This window comes from Shinella sp. M27, from assembly GCF_049199905.1.
GTDB lineage: Bacteria > Pseudomonadota > Alphaproteobacteria > Rhizobiales > Rhizobiaceae > Shinella.
This window is the reverse complement of sequence record NZ_JBLZPK010000027.1, coordinates 88,789-110,192: the sequence shown is the minus strand read 5'-3', so window position 1 is coordinate 110,192 and position 21,404 is coordinate 88,789. Positions and strand designations below refer to the sequence as shown.

Annotated in this window: 25 protein-coding genes; 16 read left to right on the top strand and 9 right to left on the bottom strand. The window is 64.0% G+C overall.

Annotation, left to right across the window (positions count from 1 at the left end; genetic code table 11):
• Positions 1-135: 135 nt before the first annotated feature.
• From ACOZK4_RS10360 to ACOZK4_RS10335, 6 genes are all read left to right on the top strand, one after another.
• Positions 136-1,311 (top strand): cell wall hydrolase, encoded by a 1,176-nt coding sequence (locus ACOZK4_RS10360; RefSeq protein ID WP_409530437.1) that lies wholly within the window; start codon positions 136-138, stop codon positions 1,309-1,311.
• 268 nt (positions 1,312-1,579) lie between these two features.
• A complete protein-coding gene (locus ACOZK4_RS10355) occupies positions 1,580-1,975 on the top strand; it encodes an AtpZ/AtpI family protein (RefSeq protein WP_421591822.1) in 396 nt (131 codons plus the stop codon).
• A gap of 60 nt (positions 1,976-2,035) precedes the next feature.
• Positions 2,036-2,788 carry a F0F1 ATP synthase subunit A gene (locus ACOZK4_RS10350; RefSeq protein ID WP_313532393.1) on the top strand — a complete coding sequence of 251 codons (753 nt, stop codon included), beginning with the start codon at positions 2,036-2,038 and terminating at the stop codon, positions 2,786-2,788.
• 65 nt (positions 2,789-2,853) lie between these two features.
• Positions 2,854-3,081: a F0F1 ATP synthase subunit C gene (locus ACOZK4_RS10345; RefSeq protein ID WP_117368645.1), complete on the top strand. Its 228-nt coding sequence runs from the start codon at positions 2,854-2,856 to the stop codon at positions 3,079-3,081.
• Positions 3,082-3,171: 90 nt separating this feature from the next.
• Positions 3,172-3,825, top strand: coding sequence for a F0F1 ATP synthase subunit B (locus ACOZK4_RS10340; protein WP_313532396.1), 654 nt, complete (start codon positions 3,172-3,174; stop codon positions 3,823-3,825).
• Between the two features lie 11 nt (positions 3,826-3,836).
• Positions 3,837-4,322: a F0F1 ATP synthase subunit B gene (locus tag ACOZK4_RS10335; protein ID WP_421591821.1), complete on the top strand. Its 486-nt coding sequence runs from the start codon at positions 3,837-3,839 to the stop codon at positions 4,320-4,322.
• Between the two features lie 130 nt (positions 4,323-4,452).
• Here ACOZK4_RS10335 and ACOZK4_RS10330 read toward each other — a convergent pair whose 3' ends face one another.
• Positions 4,453-4,629 carry a hypothetical protein gene (locus ACOZK4_RS10330; RefSeq protein ID WP_298099928.1) on the bottom strand — a complete coding sequence of 59 codons (177 nt, stop codon included), beginning with the start codon at positions 4,627-4,629 and terminating at the stop codon, positions 4,453-4,455.
• A gap of 160 nt (positions 4,630-4,789) precedes the next feature.
• Between ACOZK4_RS10330 and ACOZK4_RS10325 the strand changes: the two genes are divergently transcribed.
• The gene (locus tag ACOZK4_RS10325; RefSeq protein WP_421591820.1) at positions 4,790-5,218 is read left to right on the top strand and encodes a VOC family protein; all 429 of its coding nucleotides are present in this window, start codon (positions 4,790-4,792) and stop codon (positions 5,216-5,218) included.
• 50 nt (positions 5,219-5,268) lie between these two features.
• Here ACOZK4_RS10325 and ACOZK4_RS10320 read toward each other — a convergent pair whose 3' ends face one another.
• Together ACOZK4_RS10320 and ACOZK4_RS10315 are read right to left on the bottom strand one after the other, a co-directional pair.
• Positions 5,269-5,922, bottom strand: a complete 654-nt coding sequence (locus tag ACOZK4_RS10320) for a ribonuclease HII (protein ID WP_421591819.1) — start codon at positions 5,920-5,922, stop codon at positions 5,269-5,271.
• Positions 5,923-6,209: 287 nt separating this feature from the next.
• Entirely contained in the window at positions 6,210-7,367 is a 1,158-nt protein-coding gene (locus ACOZK4_RS10315) for a PA0069 family radical SAM protein (protein WP_313532768.1), read from the bottom strand.
• Positions 7,368-7,527: 160 nt separating this feature from the next.
• Between ACOZK4_RS10315 and ACOZK4_RS10310 the strand changes: the two genes are divergently transcribed.
• Positions 7,528-8,061 (top strand): glycosyl transferase, encoded by a 534-nt coding sequence (locus ACOZK4_RS10310; protein WP_421591818.1) that lies wholly within the window; start codon positions 7,528-7,530, stop codon positions 8,059-8,061.
• 13 nt (positions 8,062-8,074) lie between these two features.
• On the opposite strand, the gene ACOZK4_RS10305 is transcribed toward ACOZK4_RS10310, so the two are convergent.
• From ACOZK4_RS10305 to ACOZK4_RS10285, 5 genes are all read right to left on the bottom strand, one after another.
• Positions 8,075-9,064: a calcium-binding protein gene (locus ACOZK4_RS10305; RefSeq protein WP_421591817.1), complete on the bottom strand. Its 990-nt coding sequence runs from the start codon at positions 9,062-9,064 to the stop codon at positions 8,075-8,077.
• A 76-nt stretch (positions 9,065-9,140) separates the two neighbouring features.
• The gene (gene moaB, locus ACOZK4_RS10300; protein WP_421591816.1) at positions 9,141-9,689 is read right to left on the bottom strand and encodes a molybdenum cofactor biosynthesis protein B; all 549 of its coding nucleotides are present in this window, start codon (positions 9,687-9,689) and stop codon (positions 9,141-9,143) included.
• 9 nt (positions 9,690-9,698) lie between these two features.
• Positions 9,699-10,580: a 4-(cytidine 5'-diphospho)-2-C-methyl-D-erythritol kinase gene (locus tag ACOZK4_RS10295; RefSeq protein ID WP_421591815.1), complete on the bottom strand. Its 882-nt coding sequence runs from the start codon at positions 10,578-10,580 to the stop codon at positions 9,699-9,701.
• 4 nt (positions 10,581-10,584) lie between these two features.
• Positions 10,585-12,426: a tetratricopeptide repeat protein gene (locus ACOZK4_RS10290; protein ID WP_421591814.1), complete on the bottom strand. Its 1,842-nt coding sequence runs from the start codon at positions 12,424-12,426 to the stop codon at positions 10,585-10,587.
• A gap of 164 nt (positions 12,427-12,590) precedes the next feature.
• Positions 12,591-13,607: a polyprenyl synthetase family protein gene (locus ACOZK4_RS10285; protein ID WP_257947931.1), complete on the bottom strand. Its 1,017-nt coding sequence runs from the start codon at positions 13,605-13,607 to the stop codon at positions 12,591-12,593.
• Positions 13,608-13,715: 108 nt separating this feature from the next.
• On the opposite strand from ACOZK4_RS10285, the gene ACOZK4_RS10280 reads away from it, so the two are divergent.
• The 6 genes from ACOZK4_RS10280 (at position 13,716) to ACOZK4_RS10255 (ending at position 18,239) form a co-directional block, all read left to right on the top strand.
• Positions 13,716-13,937 (top strand): DUF2007 domain-containing protein, encoded by a 222-nt coding sequence (locus ACOZK4_RS10280; RefSeq protein WP_421591813.1) that lies wholly within the window; start codon positions 13,716-13,718, stop codon positions 13,935-13,937.
• A complete protein-coding gene (locus ACOZK4_RS10275) occupies positions 13,934-14,731 on the top strand; it encodes a tRNA1(Val) (adenine(37)-N6)-methyltransferase (RefSeq protein ID WP_421591812.1) in 798 nt (265 codons plus the stop codon). The genes ACOZK4_RS10280 and ACOZK4_RS10275 overlap by 4 nt, the downstream gene beginning before the upstream one ends.
• Before the next feature lie 77 nt (positions 14,732-14,808).
• A complete protein-coding gene (locus ACOZK4_RS10270; protein WP_421591811.1) occupies positions 14,809-15,684 on the top strand; it encodes a S49 family peptidase in 876 nt (291 codons plus the stop codon).
• 24 nt (positions 15,685-15,708) lie between these two features.
• A complete protein-coding gene (locus tag ACOZK4_RS10265) occupies positions 15,709-15,900 on the top strand; it encodes a hypothetical protein (RefSeq protein WP_421591810.1) in 192 nt (63 codons plus the stop codon).
• A gap of 206 nt (positions 15,901-16,106) precedes the next feature.
• Positions 16,107-17,186, top strand: a complete 1,080-nt coding sequence (locus ACOZK4_RS10260; RefSeq protein WP_421591809.1) for a dTDP-glucose 4,6-dehydratase — start codon at positions 16,107-16,109, stop codon at positions 17,184-17,186.
• Between the two features lie 93 nt (positions 17,187-17,279).
• Positions 17,280-18,239: a glycine--tRNA ligase subunit alpha gene (locus ACOZK4_RS10255; protein ID WP_421591808.1), complete on the top strand. Its 960-nt coding sequence runs from the start codon at positions 17,280-17,282 to the stop codon at positions 18,237-18,239.
• Between the two features lie 199 nt (positions 18,240-18,438).
• Here ACOZK4_RS10255 and ACOZK4_RS10250 read toward each other — a convergent pair whose 3' ends face one another.
• Positions 18,439-18,636, bottom strand: coding sequence for a hypothetical protein (locus ACOZK4_RS10250; RefSeq protein ID WP_421591807.1), 198 nt, complete (start codon positions 18,634-18,636; stop codon positions 18,439-18,441).
• A 198-nt stretch (positions 18,637-18,834) separates the two neighbouring features.
• Between ACOZK4_RS10250 and ACOZK4_RS10245 the strand changes: the two genes are divergently transcribed.
• Both ACOZK4_RS10245 and ACOZK4_RS10240 read left to right on the top strand, forming a co-directional pair.
• Positions 18,835-19,383: a LemA family protein gene (locus ACOZK4_RS10245; RefSeq protein ID WP_421591806.1), complete on the top strand. Its 549-nt coding sequence runs from the start codon at positions 18,835-18,837 to the stop codon at positions 19,381-19,383.
• 14 nt (positions 19,384-19,397) lie between these two features.
• On the top strand, positions 19,398-21,332 hold the full coding sequence (locus ACOZK4_RS10240; protein ID WP_421591805.1) for a DUF2207 domain-containing protein: 1,935 nt from the start codon (positions 19,398-19,400) through the stop codon (positions 21,330-21,332).
• The last annotated feature ends 72 nt before the right edge of the window (positions 21,333-21,404 follow it).

Below are 21,404 nucleotides of genomic sequence, written 5' to 3'. Positions count from 1 at the left end.
CCGTCAAGAGGCCCGTGCTTCGGCGCGGATAGGCTCCCTACGAACATTCCGGGCAGGAAACACACGCCGATCAAAGCCGGCGCGGGAGCCTGTGTGCGCATCAGGGTGCGGAGTAGTCAGTTGCGTAAGCGTAGCATTCGACATGCAGGTGCAGGCCGCTTCTTCGCGTATCTGAAGCGGGAATGGAAAATCCCCCTGGCGCTCGGCCTGGGCATCGCCGCCGTCCTGCCCACGCAGGCCGCCCATACGGACCTTGCCACCTATCTCGCCGGTCTCAACCGCAAGGGCGGCAACCAGACCATGGTGCTCACCCGCTCGCCGGCCGGCTCCGTCCACGAAATCGAGATCGAATTCGCCGATGCGATGATCACGGGCGGCGTCGAGAACGGGGCAGGGGTGCAGCTTCCCGACGGCATGCAGGCGGCGCTGCGCAGCGAACACAAGGGCCAGGGCGAAATTCCCGACGAGGACCGCGTCAACCGTCGCGACAAGAAGGGCCGAATCGTCGCCGTCATGCCCGTCCTGCCGCCGAAGGATTTTACGGCGGGCTCGATCCTCGAGCGCACGAGCTCGCTGCTCTCGCCGGTCTTCGACACCGGACAGCGCATGGCCTTCGCCAAGGCGGAGATCAAGGGCAAGGAAATTCAGATCGCCACGGCCTTCTACAAGAAGACGCCCGTCCGCAAGGACATAGGCGTCTCCTCGGCCATTGCCGAACTTGTGACCAGCGACAAGGCCGATGTCCTGGCGACGGCCTATGCCCGCGTCGAGCCAGACTATGCCCGGGAATCACCCTTCGATTCGATCCTGAAGCCGAAGAAGGAGCTCGGCCGGTTCATTCCCGAGATCTCGCCGGATGACCATGCCTGGGCCGCAAGCGTGCTGCCGGCGGAGGTCTTCTCCGCGAAAGAGCAGAAATGCCTCGCGGAAGGCATCTATTTCGAAGCCCGCGGCGAGGAGCTGAAGGGGCAGGCGGCCGTCGCGCAGGTCATTCTCAACCGCGTGCGCAATCCGTCCTACCCGAAAACCATCTGCGGTGTCGTCTATCAGAACGAAAACTGGCGCAACCGCTGCCAGTTCTCCTTCGCCTGCGACCGCATTCCCGATCTGATCCTCTCGCCCTGGCATTGGAAAACCGCCAAGGAGATCGCTATGGCCGTGACGGCCGGCAAGATTTGGTTCGACGATGTGGGCTCGGCCACGCACTACCACGCGACCTATGTGAACCCGCCCTGGGGCCGCACGATGAAACGCGTCGCCAAGATCGGCAAGCACATCTTCTATCGCACCTATGGCGGCGGCTGGAGCTGAGGCTTCCGCTTTCAAGGTGTGGTGAGTCCGTGCCATCGCGCGGACGATTCCCAGGACGAGAAGTCGCGAGCATAACGCGATTCCTCGCAAATCATTGATTTATCTCAATATATTTGGCGTTGCACAAAGCTTCGCCATGCCTTGACTATGCGGGCACCTAAAACTATGTTGCGGCCGACTTCGAAAGGGGTCGGTATGGCTTGAATCCTAGCCTTCAATATGTCCGCAATGGGGCGAAAGCGCCGCGGAAAGAGAAACGAGGAACGCCATGGCCGACGATCAGAAGAGAAGTCTGGAAGACCGGCTGAAGCGCCTGGACGCGGAACTCGCGGACAAGCGCAAGACGGACGGGGCGGATGAAGCCGCCGAGGCAAGGGCAGCCGCAAGCCGCACAGGCTATGCAGTCGCCATGAAGCTCTCGAGCGAGTTTGTCGCCGCCGTCATCGTCGGGGCGCTTCTGGGCTATCTTTTGGACCATTTTGCGGGTACAGGGCCCTGGGGGATGATCGTTTTTCTTCTCCTCGGCTTCGGTGCCGGCGTTCTGAACGTCATGCGCGCGGCAGGCATGGTGGCATCGCCCCATCCCGTCGACAGGCTGGCGGGGCGAGAGCTCCAAAAGCCGCCGCGCGGACGCGAAGAGACCGAAACGAGGGATGACGCCTGACGGCGAAATCCCACATTGGGTGACTTCCGCCGCAAGGCGGGCAAGCGAAAGAGATAAACGGTGTCCAACGATCCGACCCACCAGTTCCTGGTCAACAAGATTGTTCCGATCGAAATCGGCGGTATCGATTTCTCGTTCACCAATGCCTCGCTCTTCATGGTCGCCACCGTCGCGGTCGCCACGGGCTTCCTCTACTTCACGACCGGCCAGCGCGGCCTGGTTCCGAGCCGCATGCAGTCGGTTTCGGAAATGTCCTATGAATTCATCGCCTCCATGCTCCGGGAAGGGGCGGGCAGCCACGGGATGAAGTTCTTCCCGTTCGTCTTCTCGCTCTTCATGTTCGTGCTCACCGCGAACCTGCTCGGCATGATGCCCTACTTCTTCACCATCACCAGCCAGATCATCGTCACCTTTGCGCTGGCCATGCTCGTCATCGGCACGGTCGTGGTCTACGGCTTCTACAAGCACGGTCTCGGCTTCCTCAAGCTCTTCGTGCCTGCCGGTGTTCCCGGCATGCTTCTTCCGCTGGTCGTCTCGATCGAGGTCATCTCGTTCCTCTCGCGTCCGATCAGCCTCTCGATCCGTCTCTTCGCCAACATGCTGGCGGGTCACATCACGCTCAAGGTCTTCGCCGGCTTCGTCACCTCGCTCAGCGCCCTTGGCGCCGTCGGTGTCGCCGGTGCGATCCTGCCTCTTTTCATGACCGTCGCTCTGACCGGTCTCGAATTCCTCGTGTCGTTCCTGCAGGCCTATGTCTTCGCAGTTCTGACATGCATGTACCTGAACGATGCCGTGCATCCGGGTGGTCACTAAGGAAAAAGTCGCCGGCGCCCTCGGGCGTCGCTCATAGCCGCAACAACCCATTCAAGGAGTTCAACATGGAAGCGGAAGCAGCAAAGTACATCGGCGCAGGTCTTGCCACGTTCGGTCTCGCCGGTACGGCTCTCGGCCTCGGCAACATCTTCGGCAACTACCTGGCCGGCGCTCTTCGCAATCCGTCTGCTGCTGACAGCCAGTTCGGCCGTCTCGTATTCGGCTTCGCCGTTACGGAAGCTCTGGGCATCTTCTCGCTGCTCATCGCTCTCCTCCTCCTCTTCGCCGTCTAAGTTCGGCTGAGGACTGGACCATGGCCCTTGCGGGGCCGTGGTCCATCGTACGTTTCGTACATGATTTGAGAGTGCCCCCTGGAGGTCAGCATGTCTGTGACCTTGGCATCGGCCGAGTCCACCCCCTTCGAAATCGCCCAGGCGGAAACTCCTGCGGATACGCATGAGACCCCTGCGGATGCGCATGCGGCTCAGCCGGCAGGCGAAGTGCACACCGAAACTGGTGTTGCCCATGGTGAGGAAGCCGGTTCCGGCGTATTCCCGCCTTTCGACCAGACCACCTTCGCATCGCAGCTCCTGTGGCTTGCGATCACCTTCGGTCTTTTCTACCTTCTCATGTCGAAGGTCGTCATTCCGCGCATCGGCGGCATCCTCGAGACGCGCCATGATCGCATCGCGCAGGACCTCGACGAAGCATCCCGCCTGAAGGCGGAAGCCGACGCCGCGATCGCCGCCTACGAGCAGGACCTCGCGTCCGCCCGTGCCAAGGGCAACGGTATCGCTTCGGCCGCCCGAGACGAAGCCAAGGCCAAGGCCGACGCGGAACGCGCCAAGATCGAAGCCTCGCTGCAGGACAAGATCGCCGGTGCCGAAACCCGCATCGCCGAAATCAAGGCCAAGGCGCTTGCCGATGTCGGCACGATCGCCGAGGAAACGACGACCGCTCTCGTCGAGCAGCTCATCGGCTCCAAGGCCACCAAGGCCGAGATCGCTTCCGCCGTGAAGTCGGTCGCAGGCAAGTAAGGGAGGTTTCGATGCATTTCGACGCAACATTCTACGCCTTTGTCGGCCTCCTGCTGTTCCTCGCCCTCATCGCCTACCTCAAGGTTCCCGGCATGATGGCAAAGGGTCTCGACGCCCGCGCCGAAAAGATCCAGAACGAGCTGGCGGAAGCCAAGCGTCTTCGCGAGGAAGCCCAGCACCTGCTCGCCGAATACCAGCGCAAGCGCAAGGATGCAGAAGCGGAAGCCGCCAGCATCGTCGCCGCCGCTGAACGCGAAGCCAGCGCTCTGACCGCCGACGCCAAGCAGAAGACCGAAGAATACGTCACCCGCCGCACGGCGCTCTCGGAACAGAAGATCAAGCAGGCGGAAGCCGACGCGATCAACGCCGTCCGCGCCGCCGCCGTCGATCTCGCAGTTGCGGCCGCCGAAAAGGTGATCGCTTCGAAGTCCGACGCCGCCATCGGCAAGGCCCTCTTCGACAACGCCATCAGCGAAGTGAAGACCCGCCTCAACTAAGCGGTTTCATGGGAATGATCTGAAAAGGCCGGCGGAAACGCCGGCCTTTTTGTTTTGGTATAACGGAGAAACAAAAGACCCGGATGCAGGGGAACATCCGGGCCTTCGGGGAGGTCAGGGACGGGGTCGCTTAGCGGCAGACCTTGATGCGCTTGATGACGACATTGCCGTAGTAGTCGTAGGACTTGATCTTCTTGATGAAGCAATAGGGCTGATAATCGTAGCTGTAGTAGCCAGCCTGGGAAGGTGCCGCGAAGGAGACGGCGGCGATAAGGGCAACGGTGGCGGAAACGATGAACTTGCGCATGGGGTCTCTCCTGATCTCTGGTTGAGGATGAGCCTCTCTCATCCGGTGATCTGAAGGTCTCATATTCCCCCTTGGAGCGCTGTTCCTGACGGAACAGGGTGTTGACGGGGCGGGCGGGCGACCTAGCTAGGAGGCTTTCCACGTCAAGGGAGAGCAGGGCATGGAAACGCAGGAACTCCATCGCGGCCGTCTCATCGACCATATCCAACTGGTCGTGCGAGACCTGCCGGCCAGCCGACGCTTCTACGAAGCCATTTTCGACGCGTTGAAAATTCCGATCGGCGGGACCGGCGCGGATTATTTCTGGGTGGACGAATTTTTCATCTCGAGCGTCGACAGCGAGGCCGCCGCCGGTAAATTGACCGGGCGGCATCATCTCGCCTTCCAGGCGGCGGACCATGCCATGGTCAAGGCCTTTCACGAAGCGGGCCTTGCCGCCGGCGGAAAGGACAATGGCGGACCGGGCGAGCGGCCCTACCATCCCGGCTATTTCGCCGCCTTTCTGCTTGATCCCGACGGCAACAATATCGAGGCGGTCCTTCACGGCGAGGCGCATCGCAGCGCGCCGTCGGTGAAGATCACCTTCTAGCGGCTATCGAGGTCGTGCCAGATGAGGCGAGGTTTCCCGGGCGGGGTGGATCAATCGTCCTGCCGCAGCGGCCGGAAACTCATGCGGTGGAGGCGGCAGGGGCCGAGGGTCTGGATCGCGGTGCGATGCACCTCTGTGGCATAGCCGGCATGGATGGTGAAGCCGTAGCCGGGGAAGGTGGATTCGGCGCGCGCCATCATGCGGTCTCGCGTGACCTTGGCGACGATCGAGGCGGCGGCGATCGAGACGGACAGGGCATCGCCCTTGACGACGGCGCGGCCCTCGCAGGCGAGGCCCGGCGGCACGTCGCGGCCGTCTGTCAGCACCAGCTTTGGCGCGATCTCCAGCCCCGCCACGGCACGGCGCATGGCGTCGAGGCTGGCCTTGCGGATATCCGTCTCGTCGATACGGCGCGACCCGCTGGAGGCGACGGAGACGAAGGCCGCTTGCAGGATCTGCGTGAAAAGCACCTCGCGCCTTGCGGCCGTCAGTTTTTTGGAATCGTTCAGCCCTTCCGGAATGTTATCCGGATCGAGGATCACGGCGGCGGCCACGACGGGGCCGGCGAGTGGCCCGCGCCCGGCCTCGTCCGTGCCAGCGACGGGCCAGAAGCCGCGCTTGCGGGCAGCGATCTCCATCGCAAAATCCGGCCCGTCGGGCAGCTCGAAAAGAAGGCGGGAATCGGAGAATGTGCTCTTGGCCATGCGGGGACCTTGCACATCCGTCCGATTCCCTGCAAGTCCTCCGACAGGGGCGGCGGTCGGAGGAACGCCCGGCGCGTCCAGGGGCTGACGCTGCCGGAAGTGGTTTTGCGACGCCCGCACCGGAATGGAGCGGACCCCGTAGATTCGTTCAAGTTCCGCCGCCCGCTACCGGCAGCGCCGTCACAACAGCAGAACTACCGCATGTGCGTGGAGGGCTTGCCTCCTGCCTTTCTCCCCGAGGGGGAGAAGGGAAAGGCGAGACCGTCGTCTCCCATGCGAAGCCGTGCTCACAGCAGCGATAGCTGCACGCCGCTGCCCGATGGCGGGATGAACTGGTCGCTGGCGAGGCTGCGCCGGGTGCGGGTCAGCCCCAGCCGCTTGGACGCCATTTCGAAGCGCCGGGCGATCTGCCAGGCATAGGGACCGGCGCCCTTCATGCGCTTGCCGAATTCGGCGTCGTAGTCCTTGCCGTCGCGCATCGAGCGCACCAGCGACATGACATGGCGGTAGCGGTCCGGGTAGTTGCGCAGCAGCCATTCGCGGAAGAGCGGGCTCACCTCCAGCGGCAGGCGCAACAGGACATAGCTTGCCTCCAGCGCCCCGGCCGCCTTGCCCGAATCGAGCACGCGCTCGACCTCATGGTCGTTGAGGCCCGGAATGATCGGCGCCATCATGACGGCGGTCGGGATACCGGCCTCCGAAAGCGCGCGGATCGCTTCCAGCCGGCGCGACGGGGTCGCGGCGCGCGGCTCCATGGTGCGGGCGAGCTTGCGGTCGAGCGTCGTGACGGACAGGCCGACCCAGGCAAGGCCGCGGGCGGCCATGCGCGAGAGAATGTCGATGTCGCGCATGACGAGCGCCGACTTGGTGACGATGGAGACCGGATGGTTCGCCTTGTCGAGCACTTCGAGGATCTGGCGCATGATCCGCCATTCCTTCTCGATCGGCTGGTAAGGGTCCGTATTGGTGCCGATGGCGATGACGCGCGGCTTGTAGCCGGGCTTGGAAAGCTCGCGCTCCAGAAGTTTCGGCGCATCAGGCTTGGCAAACAGCTTCGCCTCGAAGTCGAGACCGGCCGAAAGGCCCATGAAGGCATGCGTCGGCCGGGCGAAGCAATAGATGCAGCCATGCTCGCAGCCGCGATAGGGATTGATCGACCGGTCGAAGGGAATGTCGGGCGATTCGTTGCGGGTGATGATCGTGCGTGGCTTTTCCACCTGCACGTCCGTGCGGAAGGGCGGCAGGTCTTCCAGCGTCTGCCAGCCGTCGTCGAAGCCTTCCCGCGTCAGCGGTTCGAAGCGGCCGGTGAAATTCAGCCCGGCGCCGCGGCCGCGCCGGCGATCCCCGTCGATGCGCATGCCCGTTTCAGCCAGCAGTGCTTCGGCAACGTCTTTCGTGTGGCCGGGCGCAAGCGCGCCCTGCCTGAGGCTCACAAGATCGTTCATGGCTGTCTCCGGGGAGCTATGGGCTCCGGTTCAATGACTATATTCCTATCGCCGGAACGAGAACAATGCAAGAACAAAATTCCGTTTCGCCGCTAACCATCACCCGAAGTCGGCTTGGGCGAGCGATGGAAATCCATGCTGCAATGCGGTATTGAAGGGGATGCTGACGATCATCATGGAATGCCGGGACAACGAAGCGGAACTGGCGCAGACCCTTTCGGCGCTGGTGAGCGGCGCGGTCGAGGGCGTGGTGCGCGACGTGATCGTGCTCGACCAGGGCTCGCGCGACGGCTCCTCGAAAGTGGCGGACGCTGCCGGGTGCCGCTTCCTCACCGAGTGGGACATGAAGGATCTGGTGCGCTCGGCGCGCGGTGACTGGCTGCTCTTGCTGGAGCCCGGCGCGCGGCCGCTTTCGGGCTGGGTGGAGGCGGTGGTCGACCACGTGGCGATCAGCGGCAATCCGGCGCGCTTCCTGGGATCGCGCAATCACCGCCGGCCGTTCTTCCAGCGGCTTGGGCGCCGGATGGCGCCCTTGGAGCACGGCTATCTCGTCAGCAAGCGCCAGGCCTCTGCGGCGGCGCGCTCGGGCATGACGCTTGCGGATCTGGCAAAGGGTGCCGGTGTACGGACCCTCGTTGCCGAGATCGTGCCGGCCTGGGCGGTAAAGGCTCTTCGCGCCGGCATGACCCCCTAAAATATTGTCCTATTTAGAGCAGGAAGTCACCGACCACCAGGCTGCTGGCGCCGCGCACCTCGATCTGGAAATCGGCACGCCCGTCGCCATTGACGTCGCCGGAGACGATGCCGCCTGCGAAGCGCACTTCGCCGGCCGTGTTGGAGAAGGCGTGGCTGCCGACGAAGCTGAAGGCCTGGTTGCCGCCCGTGCCGGTGTTGGCGTCGATGTCGCGCAGGTCGATTCTGTCGCCTTGGCCATGGTTGAAGTCGAGGATGACGTCGCGGCGGGCGCCGACGACGGTTTCCGCAATGGCGTTGAAGTCGAAGCGATCCGCACCGGCATCGCCCTGCAGGAGGTCCATGCCGCGACCGCCGACGAGCACGTCATTGTTGCCGCGGCCGGCCAGCGCGTCGTCGCCATTGAGGCCTTTCAGCGTGTTGGCGGCACCCGAGCCGAAGATGGCGTCGCCGGCATTCGTGCCCTCGGCGTTTTCGATGCTGACGAGGGTTTCGAAGCGGTTGGCGCCGGTCTGTGCAAGGCCCTGCTGCAGGTCGATGCCGACGCCGGAGCCGCCCAGAATGTTGTCGTCGTCGCGGGGCAGGTAGCTGATCGAATCGACGCCCGCGCCGCCGTTGAAGGTGTTCTGCTGGCCGACCGAGAAGAACTTGTCGTTGCCGTTCTCGCCGAAATAGCTGCTCTTGAAGGTGCTGACGGCGATCGTGTCGTTGCCGTCGCCGGCCCGGACCGTGTCGCCAAGTTCATTGGAGAAGGAGCCGAAGCCCGTGCCGACATAGGTGTCGTTGCCCGCGCCGAGCAGGATGACGTTGCCGTCTTCCTTAACATTGACGACGCTGTCATTGCCGGCGCCGGCATCGACGAAGTTCCGGCCGCCGAAATCGTCGGAGCGATCGAGAATGATCGTGTCGTCGCCGCCTAGCGTGCGAAGGGTGACCTCGGTGTTGTTGATATTGCCGCCCTGGGTGAAGCGGTCTGCGCCGTTGGTGCCGGTGATCGTTGCCATGTCGCTCTCTCCTTTGCTCTCTGTGATGAGAACCTTAGGGGAGGGTGGAATGGCGCGCAGTGTCCTATGGAACAGGTCAGCCGGCCGAGCGCTTCAGGTGCTCATCGAGGCGCGGCATGATCTCCACGAAGTTGCAGGGCATGTGGCGGTAGTCGAGCTGCGCCTTCAGAATGCCGTCCCAGGCATCCTTGCAGGCGCCGGGCGAGCCGGGCAGCACAAAGATGAAGGTGGCGTTGAGCACACCGCCCGTCGCGCGCGACTGGATCGTCGAGGTGCCGATCTTGTCGTAGGAAATGCGGTGAAAGACCTCGGAAAAGCCGTCCATGCGCTTTTCGAAGATCGGCTCCAGCGCTTCCGGTGTCACGTCGCGGCCGGTAAAGCCCGTGCCGCCCGTGGTGATCACCACGTCGATGGTCTCGTCACGGGTCCAGGCCTCCACCTGCGCGCGGATGGCGGCCACGTCGTCCTTGACGATGGCGCGGGCGGCAAGGCGATGGCCGGCCTCTGCAATGCGGGCGACGAGCGTGTCGCCGGAGCGATCGTCTGCAAGGATGCGTGTGTCGGATACGGTCAGCACGGCAATGCCGACGGGAATGAAGGGCCGCGTCTCGTCAAGCTTCGCCATGGGGCGCTCCTATTCCAGCGTCATCGTGGCGGTGAAGAACCACTGCGGGTGTTTTTCCGAGAGCGCCGCCGCCGCCGCTTCCGCCGCCTTCATGGAATTGTATAGCGCGAAGCAGGTCGCGCCGGAACCGGACATGCGCACCACGCGTGCATCCGTCGCGGTTAGGTCGTCGGCGATCGTCGATATCTCGGGGCACAGCTGTCGGGCCGGGGGCTCGAGATCGTTGCGCAGCCGCGCGATGGCGGCGGGCCACTCCTGCGGCTGCGGCTCCAGGAGGAGCGGCGGATTGTGCCGGGAGGCGAGCGCCTTGAAGACGGCGGGCGTCGAGACGCCGACGAGCGGATTGCCGAGCACCACGGGCATGGCGGGCAGGGCGACGGGCGTGATGTCCTCACCGATGCCGCGGGCGATCAGTGGATGGCCGGCAAGGCACATCGGCACATCGGCGCCGAGGCTGATGGAGATGGCGTGCAGGACATCCGGCGGAAGGCGACCCTGCCACAGCCGGACAAGGCCGCGCAGCGTTGCCGCCGCATCCGCCGAGCCGCCGCCGATGCCGGAGGCGATGGGCAGGTTCTTTTCGAGATGGATATGGACGGGCGGGGCCGGTTGCCCCCGCTCCGCGAGGGCCGCGCGCAGCCAGTCGCGGGCGCGGGTCACGAGGTTGTCGCCATCGGCATCAAGCACCGCGCCGAATCGGCCGGAAATCGTGAAGCGATCTTCCGCTGCCGGAGAAAAGCCGAGGCGGTCGCCGAATCGGGTGAAGGTGACGAGGCTGTCGAGCAGGTGATAGCCATCGTCGCGCTGCCCGACGACGTGCAGCGCCAGATTGATCTTTGCCGCCGCCTGTTCGACGACGGCAAAGCCTTGAAGGCTGTCAGGGACCGGCATGCGGTCAGGACTTGCGGTCGACCGCCGTGCTCTCTGGCGTCGAGTTCTGCACCGGCTTTTCGTCCTTGGCTTCGGCCGAAGCGGGCTCAGTCTTCTTCACCTCGGGCAGGCCGTTTTCGATCTTCAGCTTGATCTTCGGGATTTCGGCCTCTTCCGGATTGAGGCCGAGCGTGCGGTTCCACTGGAAGGTCGCTTCCAGCTTGCGACCGACGCGCCAGTAGGCATCGCCGAGGTGGTCGTTGATCGTGGGATCACCGGCCTTCAGCTCCGCCGCCCGCTCCAGTTCCGCCACCGCATCGTCGAAACGGCCGAGGCGGAAATAGGCCCAGCCGAGCGAATCGACGATATAGCCGTCATCGGGCTTCAGGCTCACGGCCTTGCGGATCATGTCCAAGCCCTCGTCGAGGTTCTTGTTCATATCCACCCAGGAATAGCCGAGATAGTTCAGCACCTGCGGCTGGTCCGGATTGAGCTCCAGCGCCTTGCGGAAGTTCGGCTCGGCCTTGTCCCATTCCTTCAGGCGCTCATGCGCGATGGCGCGCTGGAAGAAGATGCTCCAGTGATTGCGCTGCGCCACCGGGCCGATGACATCGGCCGCCTTGTCGTAGAGCGCGGCCATCGCCTTGTAGTCCTTGGCGTCTGACAGCACGCTGCCGAGCGCCAGATAGCTGCGCAGGTCGGACGGATCGGTATCGATCAGTTGCTGCAGATGCTTCTTGGCCTCCGGCACCTTGCCGGTATCGGCGAGGTTCAGGCCGAGCTGCAATTCGGAAATGCGGCGCATCGGCGATTTTTCCGGCACGGCGCGGTAATATTCGATGGCGCGTTCCGGCTTCTTCTGGTTTTCGGCGAGACCGCCGAGCAGAACCAGCATGTCGTCGCTATCGGGATCGAGCGCACGCGCCGTCTGGAGATAGAGCGAAACGATGTCCTCGGCGCCGTCGCGGTTCAGCGCGCCGCCGATGGAAAAGAGCACGGCGGCAGCACCCTGGGATGCGGTGCGGACCTGCTGTTCCTGCTTCTCGCCCGCTTCGATGCTCTGGCGCAGTGCCTTCAACGGCGCATAGCTGGTGATGAAATTGTCGCCGACGGAAACCGCGTCGAGCGCCTTCTGCTTGTTACCGTCGCGCGCTTCGAGGCGGGCGAGCGCCATCACGGCGCGCAGGAACGTATCAGGAGCGGCGCTCGCGCCATTGCGGTCGAGGATCGCCTCGTTGAGCCGCGCGCGGGCCGTCGCCTTGTCACCGGCAGCGGCAGCAAGCGCACCCGCATGATAGTTCTTGAAGATGGCGAGCCATTCCGGCCCTTCCATGCCCGCGATCAGCTTGAGCGCGTCCTTCGGCTTGCCGTCGCCGAACTTGGCCCAGGCGACCAGGAGGTCGTTCATCATCTTGTCGAGATCGTTCGGCCCTTTGTAGGCGAGGATCTTCTCCGCCGACTTGTATTCCCGCTTGCGGATCGCCTCCATGCCGCGCACCACGGCGGTGATGCGCTCGACGGCCGGGTCGTTCTTCAGGGCATCGGCGAGTTTGACGCCTTCCTCGAAGTCGCCGTTCATCAGCTGCGTCACCATGAGGCGCTGCTTGACGTCGGCATTGGTGGCGTCGAACTGCAGCGCGATCTTGTAGAGCGCGACGGCGGTCTCATAATCCTTGTCGAAATCCGCCGTGCGGGCGGCGAGGAAGGCGCCGGAGAAGGTGTTGACGCTCAAGGGGTCGAACGGCTTTTCTTCGGCGGCCACCACAGCGGGCTTTTCCTCCGCGAAGGCCTCGAGAGGGCCGGTCAGCGCGATGCTGGCCGCGAGCGCGACGCCGGAGAGGAGCCGGAGGAGGAGGGAATGCCGCATCAAAATGCCTTTCGCCAGCAGGTATGAAAGAAGCCCGGAAACCACGCATGACAATTCATGCCACGATGGCGCCCAAATCAGGCAAGGACTCATGACGGCAGAGAATGGCTTTTTTGGCGCGGTGCGGCAAGAAAATCCTGCCGCACTCTTTTAGGTCTGGGGGATCAGCTGACGCGCGAGATGCAGAAGTCGATGACTTCGAGCAGCGCGTCCTTCCAGGGCGAGGCGGGAAGCGGCGCCAGCGCGTCACGGGCGATCATGCCGTAATGCTGCGCGCGGGCGATGGTGTCGGAAAGACCATTGTAGCGCGAGATGAGGCCGAAGGCGCGCTCGAGGTTCGCATCGTCGCTCTTGCCGCCTTCGATCGCCTCGCGCCAGAAGGCGCGGTCCTCGGCCGTGCCGCGCCGCCAGGCCAGGATGACCGGCAGCGTGATCTTGCCCTCGCGGAAATCGTCGCCGGTGTTCTTGCCGAGATCGGCCGCCTTGCCGCCATAGTCCAGTGCGTCGTCGACGAGCTGGAAGGCCAGCCCGAGATTCATGCCGTAGGATTTCAGCGCGTTGCGCTCGGCCTTGCTGGTATTGGAGACGATCGGGCCGACTTCGGCGGCGGCGGCGAAGAGCGCTGCCGTCTTGGCGCGGATGACCTGGAGATAGTCGTCCTCGGTCGTTTCCATGTTCTTGGCGACGGAGAGCTGAAGGACTTCGCCTTCCGCGATCACGGTCGCGGCCGTGGAGAGCACGTCGAGGGCTTCCAGAGAGCCGACCTCGACCATCATCTTGAAGGCCTGGCCGAGCAGGAAATCGCCGACCAGCACGCTTGCCTGGTTGCCCCAGATCATGCGGGCGGTGGATTTGCCGCGCCGCAGGTCGCTTTCGTCGACCACATCGTCATGCAGCAAAGTTGCCGTATGCATGAACTCGACGCTGGTCGCGAGCTTGATGTGATGATCGCCGTCATAGCCGAACATCGAGGCGGAGGCGAGCGTCAGCATCGGGCGCAGGCGCTTGCCGCCCGAGGAGATCAGGTGGTTGGCGACCTCCGGGATCATCTGCACGTCGGAGCCGGCTTTCGACAGGATCAGCTGGTTCACCCGCTCCATGTCGGCCTTGGTCAGGTCCACCAGCGGCTTCACCGATGCCTGTTTGTTTTTGCCTTCTTCAAGCGGTATCACGACGCCCAAATGCCCGGACTCCTGTTCATTTTTGTTGAAAGACAATAGAAAGCGGGGCTCCATGCGGCAAGAGGCGAATTGTCCCGCCTCCCCAATTATGGCTGGAAAACGACCGGAATGATCGAAGTGATCCGCACCAACGACGCCGTCCTGCTTTCCTTCGCGGAAAGCCTGATGAAAGAAGCGGGCATCCATTGCCTGATTGCCGACGAGGGCATGAGCATCCTGGAGGGCTCGCTCGGCATGCTGCCGCGCCGCTTCCTCGTCGAGATCGACCGGGAGACCGAGGCGCGCCGGATCCTCAAGGATGCGGGGTTGGAAGCGGAGCTGAGGACGTGAGCGAAACGGCTCAGAAGCCCGTCACCGAAACCATCGACGCCTTCCATTACGGCCGCTTCCATCTGGTGCAGCCGAAGGGCATCGGCCATCGCTCGGGCATGGATGCCATGCTGTTGGCGGCCCTCGTTGCTGGCGATGGCCCGATGCGCGTCGCCGATCTGGGCGCCGGCGCGGGGGCTGCCGGCCTTGCCGTTGCCGCACGCATCGAAAAAGCCGAAGTGCTGCTCGTCGAGCGCTCGCCGCTGATGGCCGGTTTCGCCCGCAAGACGCTGGCGCTCCCCCAGAACGCCGCCTTCGCGCCGCGTATTTCCGTGCTGGAAGCCGATGTCGGCCTTTCCGGCAAGGCACGCCTCGAAGCCGGCCTTGTGGATGACGCCTACGACCACGTCATCATGAACCCGCCCTTCAACGACCGCATCGACAGCCGCACGCCCGATGCCCTGAAGGCCGAGGCGCATGCCATGGAGCACGATCTCTTCGAACGCTGGATCAAGACGGCGGGCGCCATCATGAGGCCGGGCGGCCAGCTCTCGCTGATCGCCCGCCCGCAATCCATCGCCGAGATCATCGCCGCCTGCGGCCGCCGCTTCGGCGGCATAGAGATCACCGCGCTGCACGCCCGCGACGGCGAACCGGCGCTGCGCATCCTCGTCACCGCCATCAAGGGCTCGCGCACAAAGCTCGCTTTGCGCATGCCGCTCGTCATGCACGAACCCGGCCGGCACGACTTCACCCCCTTCGTCAACGACCTCAACAACGGCCTTACGGCCTATTCGCGCCTGCCCAGAAGCTGAATTTTCAGCTCCGCCATTGTGTTTTCTCCGCTCGTGCATACATCAGCCGGGCAATTCAACGGGAGACAGAGCGCACGATGGCCGGATTTTTGAAGACGCTGGTGCCGAAGAGATTCCGCAAGCAAGGTGTTGCAATCCCGGTCGTCAGGCTGCATGGCGCGATCATGGCGGGCGGCAGCCAGTTCCGGCCGGCGCTCAATCTCGCGACCGCCTCCGCCGCGCTGGAAAAGGCGTTTTCCTACAAGGATGCGCCGGCCGTCGCCATCTCTATCAATTCGCCCGGTGGTTCGCCGGTGCAGTCGCGGCTGATTTTTCAACGCATTCGTGACCTCGCCGAGGAAAAGCGCAAGCGCGTCTTCGTCTTCGTCGAGGACGTCGCGGCCTCCGGCGGCTATATGATCGCCCTGGCGGGCGACGAGATCTTTGCCGATCCGACCTCCATCGTCGGCTCGATCGGCGTCGTTTCGGGAGGCTTCGGTTTTCCGGAAATGCTGAAGAAGATCGGCGTCGAGCGCCGCGTCTATACGGCCGGCACCAACAAGGCGATCCTTGATCCGTTCCAGCCGGAAAAGGAGCACGAGATCGATTATCTCAAGACGCTCCAGCTCGAAATCCACCAGGTCTTCATCGATATGGTCAAGACGCGCCGCGCCGGCAAGCTGGCCGACGATCCGGATCTTTTCTCCGGCCTGTTCTGGACGGGCGGGCGCGGCCTGTCGCTCGGTCTCATTGATGGCCTTGCCGACATGCGTTCGGAACTGAAGAAGCGCTATGGCGAAAAGACGCGGCTGGAACTCGTCTCCGCGCCAAAAGGGCTGTTTGGTCGCAAGGCGCCGGGCGTCGGGGGGCTTTCCGAGGATATCGCCGGTCGTATAGGCTCGGCGGGCGTGGCGGCGGTTGCCGATCTCGCGGAAGAAAAAGCGCTGTGGGGCCGCTTCGGGCTCTCCGGATAAAACAAGACTCTTGGGGGAGGGGCGATGGCCCAGATCATCTTTCTGCTTCTGGTCGTCGGCCTTGCCTGGTTCGGCTATCGCAAATTCGTTGGTGATGCCGAGCGGCTCTCCCGGTTGCGCAAGCGTGCCGAAGAGGAACGCCAGACCGGCGCGACGGGTACGCTCGTCAAGGATCCGAAAACCGGCGAGTACCGCCTGCGCCGCGACGACGAGTAGTTTCGGCACGATCCGTGCCGTTGCGGGAATGGACAAAGACCGGTTTCGTACTGGTCTGATACATTAACCAAACCCCGTAAGGTTAATACTGGATTTACACTGCCGCATCCCTGGGTTTTGCTTGCTCCCGCGCGTGGGAAGGCCGATCTAACGGCAAAGGCCGCATGATGCGGCCCGTCTATGCATGCAGTGAACGGAGTAAAATCATGGCCTCGCTCGACCTCGACCGGATCCGCACCATCGTCGTGACCGGTGGCGCTGGCTTCCTCGGCTCGCATATCGTCGACGATCTCCTGCATCACTGCCCGAATGCCCGCATCCGCGTGCTCGACAGCTTCACCTATGCCGCCGACATGGCGCATCTCGACGCCGCCTTCCGCTCCGGCCGCGTGACGCTGCAGGAGGGCGATGTCGGCAATCTCGATCTCGTCACCGAAGTCCTGAAGGATGCCGACCTCGTCGTGCATGCCGCCGGCGAAAGCCATGTCGAGCGCGCCTTTTCCGTACCGGAACGCTTCACGCTCGCCAATGCGCTCGGCACCCAGGTGCTGGTGGAGGCCATGGGCCGCCGCCGCGTGCCGCTGATGATCCATATCAGCTCCGCAGAGGTCTATGGCGCCGGCACGGGCGGCAATGGCGCGCCGGTCGGCGAGCTCGCGCCGCTCCTGCCCGACAATCCGCACGGCGCCTCCAAGGCCGCCGCCGAAATGCTGATCGCCGGTCTCACCCGCTCCTTCGGCGTCGATATCCGCGTCCTGCGCCCGGTCAATGTCGTCGGCACGCGCCAGAACACCGAAAAGCTCCTGCCGCGCTTCCTGGAACTCGCCGCCGTCGGCCGGCCGCTGCCGGTGCATGGCGACGGCGCTCAGATGCGCGCCTTCGTCACCATGGCGGATGTCTGTTCGGCCCTGCGCACGGTCGTGACCAAGGGTGCGGAAAACGCCACCTACAATGTCGCCGGCGATGAGCTCTTCGATATCCTGACGGTTGCCCGCATGGTGCTCGATGCCGTGCAGGAGCCGGTCTCCGGCGTCAATTTCGTGACCGGTCGCCCTGACAATGTCAGCCGCCCGCCGCTCGATACGCGCGCTCTGAAGGCGCTCGGCTGGGAGGCGAAGGGCACGCTGCGCCGCGAACTGCCGGCCCTTGCGGCCTGGTACGGCGCGCGCATCCCGCCCGGCCTGCGCCGTCAGATCCGCAATGTGCCGGATCTCGCGCCGCAGCGCGTGCAGGCTGTGACACAGGCTGCCGGTTCGGGTCTGTTCCGTTCGCTGGAGCGGCACTGAGGGGTCGCGGGCACCTGCCCGAAACTCTTGACCCCCCGGCCGCATCGTGGCACCAGTCCGCCAGCTTTTCAAAGAATGCCCGGATCGACGCCGATGACCTCTGCCCTGCCTGATCACATGAACCCGACCCGCTCCTTTCAGGGGCTGATCCTGACGCTCCATAACTATTGGGCGGACAAGGGTTGCGCGGTTCTCCAGCCCTACGACATGGAAGTCGGCGCCGGCACGTTCCACCCGGCGACCACGCTGCGCGCGCTTGGGCCCAAGCCGTGGCGTGCCGCCTACGTGCAGCCCTCGCGCCGCCCGTCGGACGGCCGCTACGGCGAGAACCCGAACCGTCTTCAGCATTATTACCAGTATCAGGTCATCCTGAAGCCGAACCCGTCGAACCTGCAGGAGCTCTATCTCGGCTCGCTCGCCGCGATCGGCCTCGATCCGCTGCTGCATGACGTGCGCTTCGTGGAAGACGACTGGGAAAGCCCGACGCTCGGCGCCTGGGGCCTTGGCTGGGAATGCTGGTGCGACGGCATGGAAGTCTCGCAGTTCACCTATTTCCAGCAGGTCTGCGGCATCGAATGCGCGCCCGTCGCGGGTGAACTGACCTATGGTCTGGAGCGCCTCGCCATGTATGTGCAGGGCGTCGACAATGTCTATGACCTCAACTTCAACGGCCGCGAGGGCGACGAGAAGATCACCTATGGCGACGTCTTCCTGCAGGCCGAGCAGGAATATTCCCGCCACAACTTCGAATTCGCCGACACCGCCATGCTGCACCGCCACTTCATCGATGCGGAGAAGGAGTGCATTGCGCTGCTTGCCGCCGGTGCGCCGGGTGATGCCGATAACCAGCGCCTGCACAAATGCGTGCTGCCGGCCTATGACCAGTGCATCAAGGCGAGCCATGTCTTCAACCTGCTCGATGCGCGCGGCGTGATCTCCGTTACCGAGCGCCAGAGCTATATCCTGCGCGTGCGCACGCTGGCCAAGGCCTGCGGCGAGGCCTTCCTGCTGACCGATGCCGGCGGCGTGAACTGGACGAAGGACGCGGCCTGATCCGCTCTTTTGGTTGCTGGCGCCATCACACCTCTCCTCCGTCATGGTCGGGCTTGACCCGACCATCCATCCACTGGCACGCCGTGCATGTGGATCCTCGGGTCAAGCCCGAGGATGACAACTGAGGGAGGTGCAAGCGCCTCTTAATGCAAAAAGCCATCCGGACCGGATGGCTTTTTTGTTTGCGGTTGAAAATACCTCAAGCCTGCGAGGAGACCTTCACGCCGAGTTCCCATACGGGCTTCAGGGTGGGGAAGGCGCCGGTGGGGAGCTGGCCGGCATAGGTCTGGAGAGCTCGGCGCACACCCGTCGGACGGTCGACCGAAGCGCCTGTCGTGTAGGCGAGGAACAGGGCGGTGAAACCGAGGACGTTGAGGGTGAGGACGAGGGCTTTCATGGCAGTGGCTTCAAGGTTCGTGTTGTTGATGAAGCAACTATCGGTCAAAGCGCGTCCGCGCGCGGTTCCCGCGGTGACAGGTCTCGAACGCGTTGATGCTATTGATACAAGGACTGCCGGTGCCGAGCCTCGAAAGGGCTTTCCTGCTGCGCGGCGAGTGCTAAGTTTCAACGAGAGAACAGAGGAGCGGAGAACCCCATGATCGGTTTGGCAATTGCGGCGGTGGTCGTCATCTACGCCATCATCATCTACAACGGCCTCGTGCGTGCGCGCCAAGTCAAGGAAGAGGCCTGGTCGGGCATCGACGTGCAACTGAAGCGTCGCGCCGACCTGATCCCCAACCTCCTGGAAACCGTGAAGGGCTACGCCGCGCACGAAAAAGAGACGCTGGAAAAGGTCGTGGAACTGCGCAACCGCGCCCAGGCCGTGCCGGCGGGTGACGTTGCCGGCCGCGCTGCCGCCGAGGGCATGCTGAGCCAGGCGCTCGGCCGCATCTTCGCGCTCGCCGAAGCCTATCCGGACCTCAAGGCCAACCAGAATTTCGCCGAATTGCAGCAGACGCTGGAGACCACCGAAGGCGAGATCCAGATGTCGCGGCGCTACTACAACGGTGCCGCACGCGATCTCAACGTCAAGGTCGAGAGTTTCCCCTCGAACCTCGTGGCAAACGTCTTCAAATTCGCCAAGGCACCCTATTTCGAGATCGACAATCCGGCCGACCGCGCCGTGCCGACCGTTAAATTCTGATCCCGGAGCTTTAGATGACGCGGATTGCTGCGCTGCTGACGCTCTGCTTCTTCGTCCTCGTCGGTGGCGCGGCGCGGGCGGAGGAATTTTTCGACCGCTACGATTCCGATATCAAGGTGGCGAAGAACGGCACGCTGACGGTGACGGAGGTAATCCGCGTCTATGCCGAGGGCAACCAGATCCGCCGCGGCATCTACCGCGATTTTCCGCTGACATTCGTCGACGCGAACGGGCGGGAGTTGCAAGTCGGCTTCAAGATCCTGAGCGTCGAGCGCGACGGTAAGCCCGAGCCCTATCACACGGAAAACATCCGCCGCGGCGTGCGCATTTATTTCGGCTCGGCCGATGTGCTGCTCGATCCCGGCTACCATGATTACCGCCTGACCTACGAGACGACGCGGCAGATCCGCTTCTTCGACAGCCATGACGAGCTGTTCTGGAACGTCACCGGCACGGAATGGGCCTTCCCGATCCGTCAGGCGACCGCGACCGTCACCCTGCCGGAGGGCGTGAAGGCAGAGGAACTGACCTACTTTACCGGCCCGCTCGGCGCGACGGACAAGAACGCACGGGCGGAAAATCGCGGCAACCGGGCCACGTTCGAAACGACCCGTCCGCTCGGTGTCATGGAAGGGCTGACGATCGGCGTGAAGATGCCGGCCGGCAGCATAAGCAAGCCGACGGCGGCGGAGGAACGCCTGCTGTTCCTTCAGGACAACAAAAGCCTCTTCCTCGCCTTCGGCGGCTTGATCCTGGTCGTCTTCTACTATCTCTGGGCCTGGCTCTCCGTCGGCCGCGATCCGCCGGCCGGCGTCGTCGTGCCGCGCTGGGATGCGCCCGAGGGCCTGTCGCCGGCGCTCGTCAATTATATCGACGAGAAGGGGTTCGGCGGGCAGGGCTGGACGGCGGTATCGGCCTCCTTCCTCAACCTCGCGGTCAAGGGGTTGGTCGAGCTCAAGGACCTCAACAACTCCATCACCGTCACCCGCACGGCCAAGCCCATCGACGGGCCGCTGCCGACGGGGGAGGCGACCCTGATGTCGTCGCTGCGCGCCGAGGGCAGCCTCTTCGTCATCGAAAAATCCAACGGCAAGCGCGTGCAGACGCTCGGCAAGGATTTCCGCGAGGCGATGGAGCGGGAGCACCGCCGCAAATATTATATCGCCAACTGGCCGCAGGCGATCGGCGGTGTGCTGCTGTCGCTCGTCTGCGTGGCGGCACTGCTCATCTTCGGTTCGCTGCCGGAAGAAGGGATCGCGCTGGTCGTCGTTCCCATCTTCGCCTCGGTCTTCATCTCGATCTTCGCCGTGGCGCTCGGCCAGAACCTGCGGCAGGCGCGGTCGCTCGGCGCGCGCATCTTCGCGGTCGCCATCATCGCCTTCGTCGGCTTCATCTTCCTCACGGTGTTCGGCGGCCTCGCCGTCGGCTTCTTCGTGACGGGGGCGGCGAATGGCCAGATGCCGTTGCTCGCCGCGCTCTGCGGCATCCTCGTCACCAATCTCGTCTTCTTCTTCCTGATGGGCGCGCCCACCCCGCTCGGCCGCAGGATGATGGATGGCATCGAGGGGCTGCGGCAATATCTGACGCTGGCCGAAAAGGACCGCATGAACATGGCCGGCGCGCCGGACATGTCGCCCAGCCATTTCGAGAAGCTTCTGCCCTATGCCGTGGCGCTCGGCGTGGAAAAGCCTTGGGCCGAGACCTTCGATCGCTGGCTTCTGGCGGCGGCTGCTGCCGGTGCGGCGGCGAGCTATCAGCCCGTCTGGTATCACGGCGACGGTTTCTCCTCCGGCAGTTTCTCCGATCGCATGGGCGGTTTTGCCGGCTCGATGGCCGGCACCATGACCGCCTCGCTGCCCGACCCGCCGAAAAGCTCGTCCTCCGGCTTCTCCTCGGGCGGCGGCTCCTCCGGTGGCGGCGGAGGCGGGGGCGGCGGGGGCGGCTGGTAGACTTTTCGGCATTGAGCGGATGACATTTGCGCTGGGGCTTGCTAAGTCCCCGACCAGTTGAAAAATCAGATG

What these genes read in the sequence shown, in the direction of transcription:
- ACOZK4_RS10305 (WP_421591817.1), bottom strand. Translation starts at nt 9,064, where the DNA reads ATGGCAACGATCACCGGCACCAACGGCGCAGACCGCTTCACCCAGGGC.
- ACOZK4_RS10240 (WP_421591805.1), top strand. Translation starts at nt 19,398, where the DNA reads ATGACGCGGATTGCTGCGCTGCTGACGCTCTGCTTCTTCGTCCTCGTC.
- ACOZK4_RS10320 (WP_421591819.1), bottom strand. Translation starts at nt 5,922, where the DNA reads ATGGCCAAGAGCACATTCTCCGATTCCCGCCTTCTTTTCGAGCTGCCC.
- ACOZK4_RS10265 (WP_421591810.1), top strand. Translation starts at nt 15,709, where the DNA reads ATGGCCCAGATCATCTTTCTGCTTCTGGTCGTCGGCCTTGCCTGGTTC.
- ACOZK4_RS10260 (WP_421591809.1), top strand. Translation starts at nt 16,107, where the DNA reads ATGGCCTCGCTCGACCTCGACCGGATCCGCACCATCGTCGTGACCGGT.
- ACOZK4_RS10270 (WP_421591811.1), top strand. Translation starts at nt 14,809, where the DNA reads ATGGCCGGATTTTTGAAGACGCTGGTGCCGAAGAGATTCCGCAAGCAA.
- ACOZK4_RS10255 (WP_421591808.1), top strand. Translation starts at nt 17,280, where the DNA reads ATGACCTCTGCCCTGCCTGATCACATGAACCCGACCCGCTCCTTTCAG.
- ACOZK4_RS10250 (WP_421591807.1), bottom strand. Translation starts at nt 18,636, where the DNA reads ATGAAAGCCCTCGTCCTCACCCTCAACGTCCTCGGTTTCACCGCCCTG.
- ACOZK4_RS10290 (WP_421591814.1), bottom strand. Translation starts at nt 12,426, where the DNA reads ATGCGGCATTCCCTCCTCCTCCGGCTCCTCTCCGGCGTCGCGCTCGCG.
- ACOZK4_RS10315 (WP_313532768.1), bottom strand. Translation starts at nt 7,367, where the DNA reads ATGAACGATCTTGTGAGCCTCAGGCAGGGCGCGCTTGCGCCCGGCCAC.
- ACOZK4_RS10355 (WP_421591822.1), top strand. Translation starts at nt 1,580, where the DNA reads ATGGCCGACGATCAGAAGAGAAGTCTGGAAGACCGGCTGAAGCGCCTG.
- moaB (WP_421591816.1), bottom strand. Translation starts at nt 9,689, where the DNA reads ATGGCGAAGCTTGACGAGACGCGGCCCTTCATTCCCGTCGGCATTGCC.
- ACOZK4_RS10280 (WP_421591813.1), top strand. Translation starts at nt 13,716, where the DNA reads ATGATCGAAGTGATCCGCACCAACGACGCCGTCCTGCTTTCCTTCGCG.
- ACOZK4_RS10310 (WP_421591818.1), top strand. Translation starts at nt 7,528, where the DNA reads ATGCTGACGATCATCATGGAATGCCGGGACAACGAAGCGGAACTGGCG.
- ACOZK4_RS10340 (WP_313532396.1), top strand. Translation starts at nt 3,172, where the DNA reads ATGTCTGTGACCTTGGCATCGGCCGAGTCCACCCCCTTCGAAATCGCC.
- ACOZK4_RS10345 (WP_117368645.1), top strand. Translation starts at nt 2,854, where the DNA reads ATGGAAGCGGAAGCAGCAAAGTACATCGGCGCAGGTCTTGCCACGTTC.
- ACOZK4_RS10335 (WP_421591821.1), top strand. Translation starts at nt 3,837, where the DNA reads ATGCATTTCGACGCAACATTCTACGCCTTTGTCGGCCTCCTGCTGTTC.
- ACOZK4_RS10325 (WP_421591820.1), top strand. Translation starts at nt 4,790, where the DNA reads ATGGAAACGCAGGAACTCCATCGCGGCCGTCTCATCGACCATATCCAA.
- ACOZK4_RS10245 (WP_421591806.1), top strand. Translation starts at nt 18,835, where the DNA reads ATGATCGGTTTGGCAATTGCGGCGGTGGTCGTCATCTACGCCATCATC.
- ACOZK4_RS10295 (WP_421591815.1), bottom strand. Translation starts at nt 10,580, where the DNA reads ATGCCGGTCCCTGACAGCCTTCAAGGCTTTGCCGTCGTCGAACAGGCG.
- ACOZK4_RS10330 (WP_298099928.1), bottom strand. Translation starts at nt 4,629, where the DNA reads ATGCGCAAGTTCATCGTTTCCGCCACCGTTGCCCTTATCGCCGCCGTC.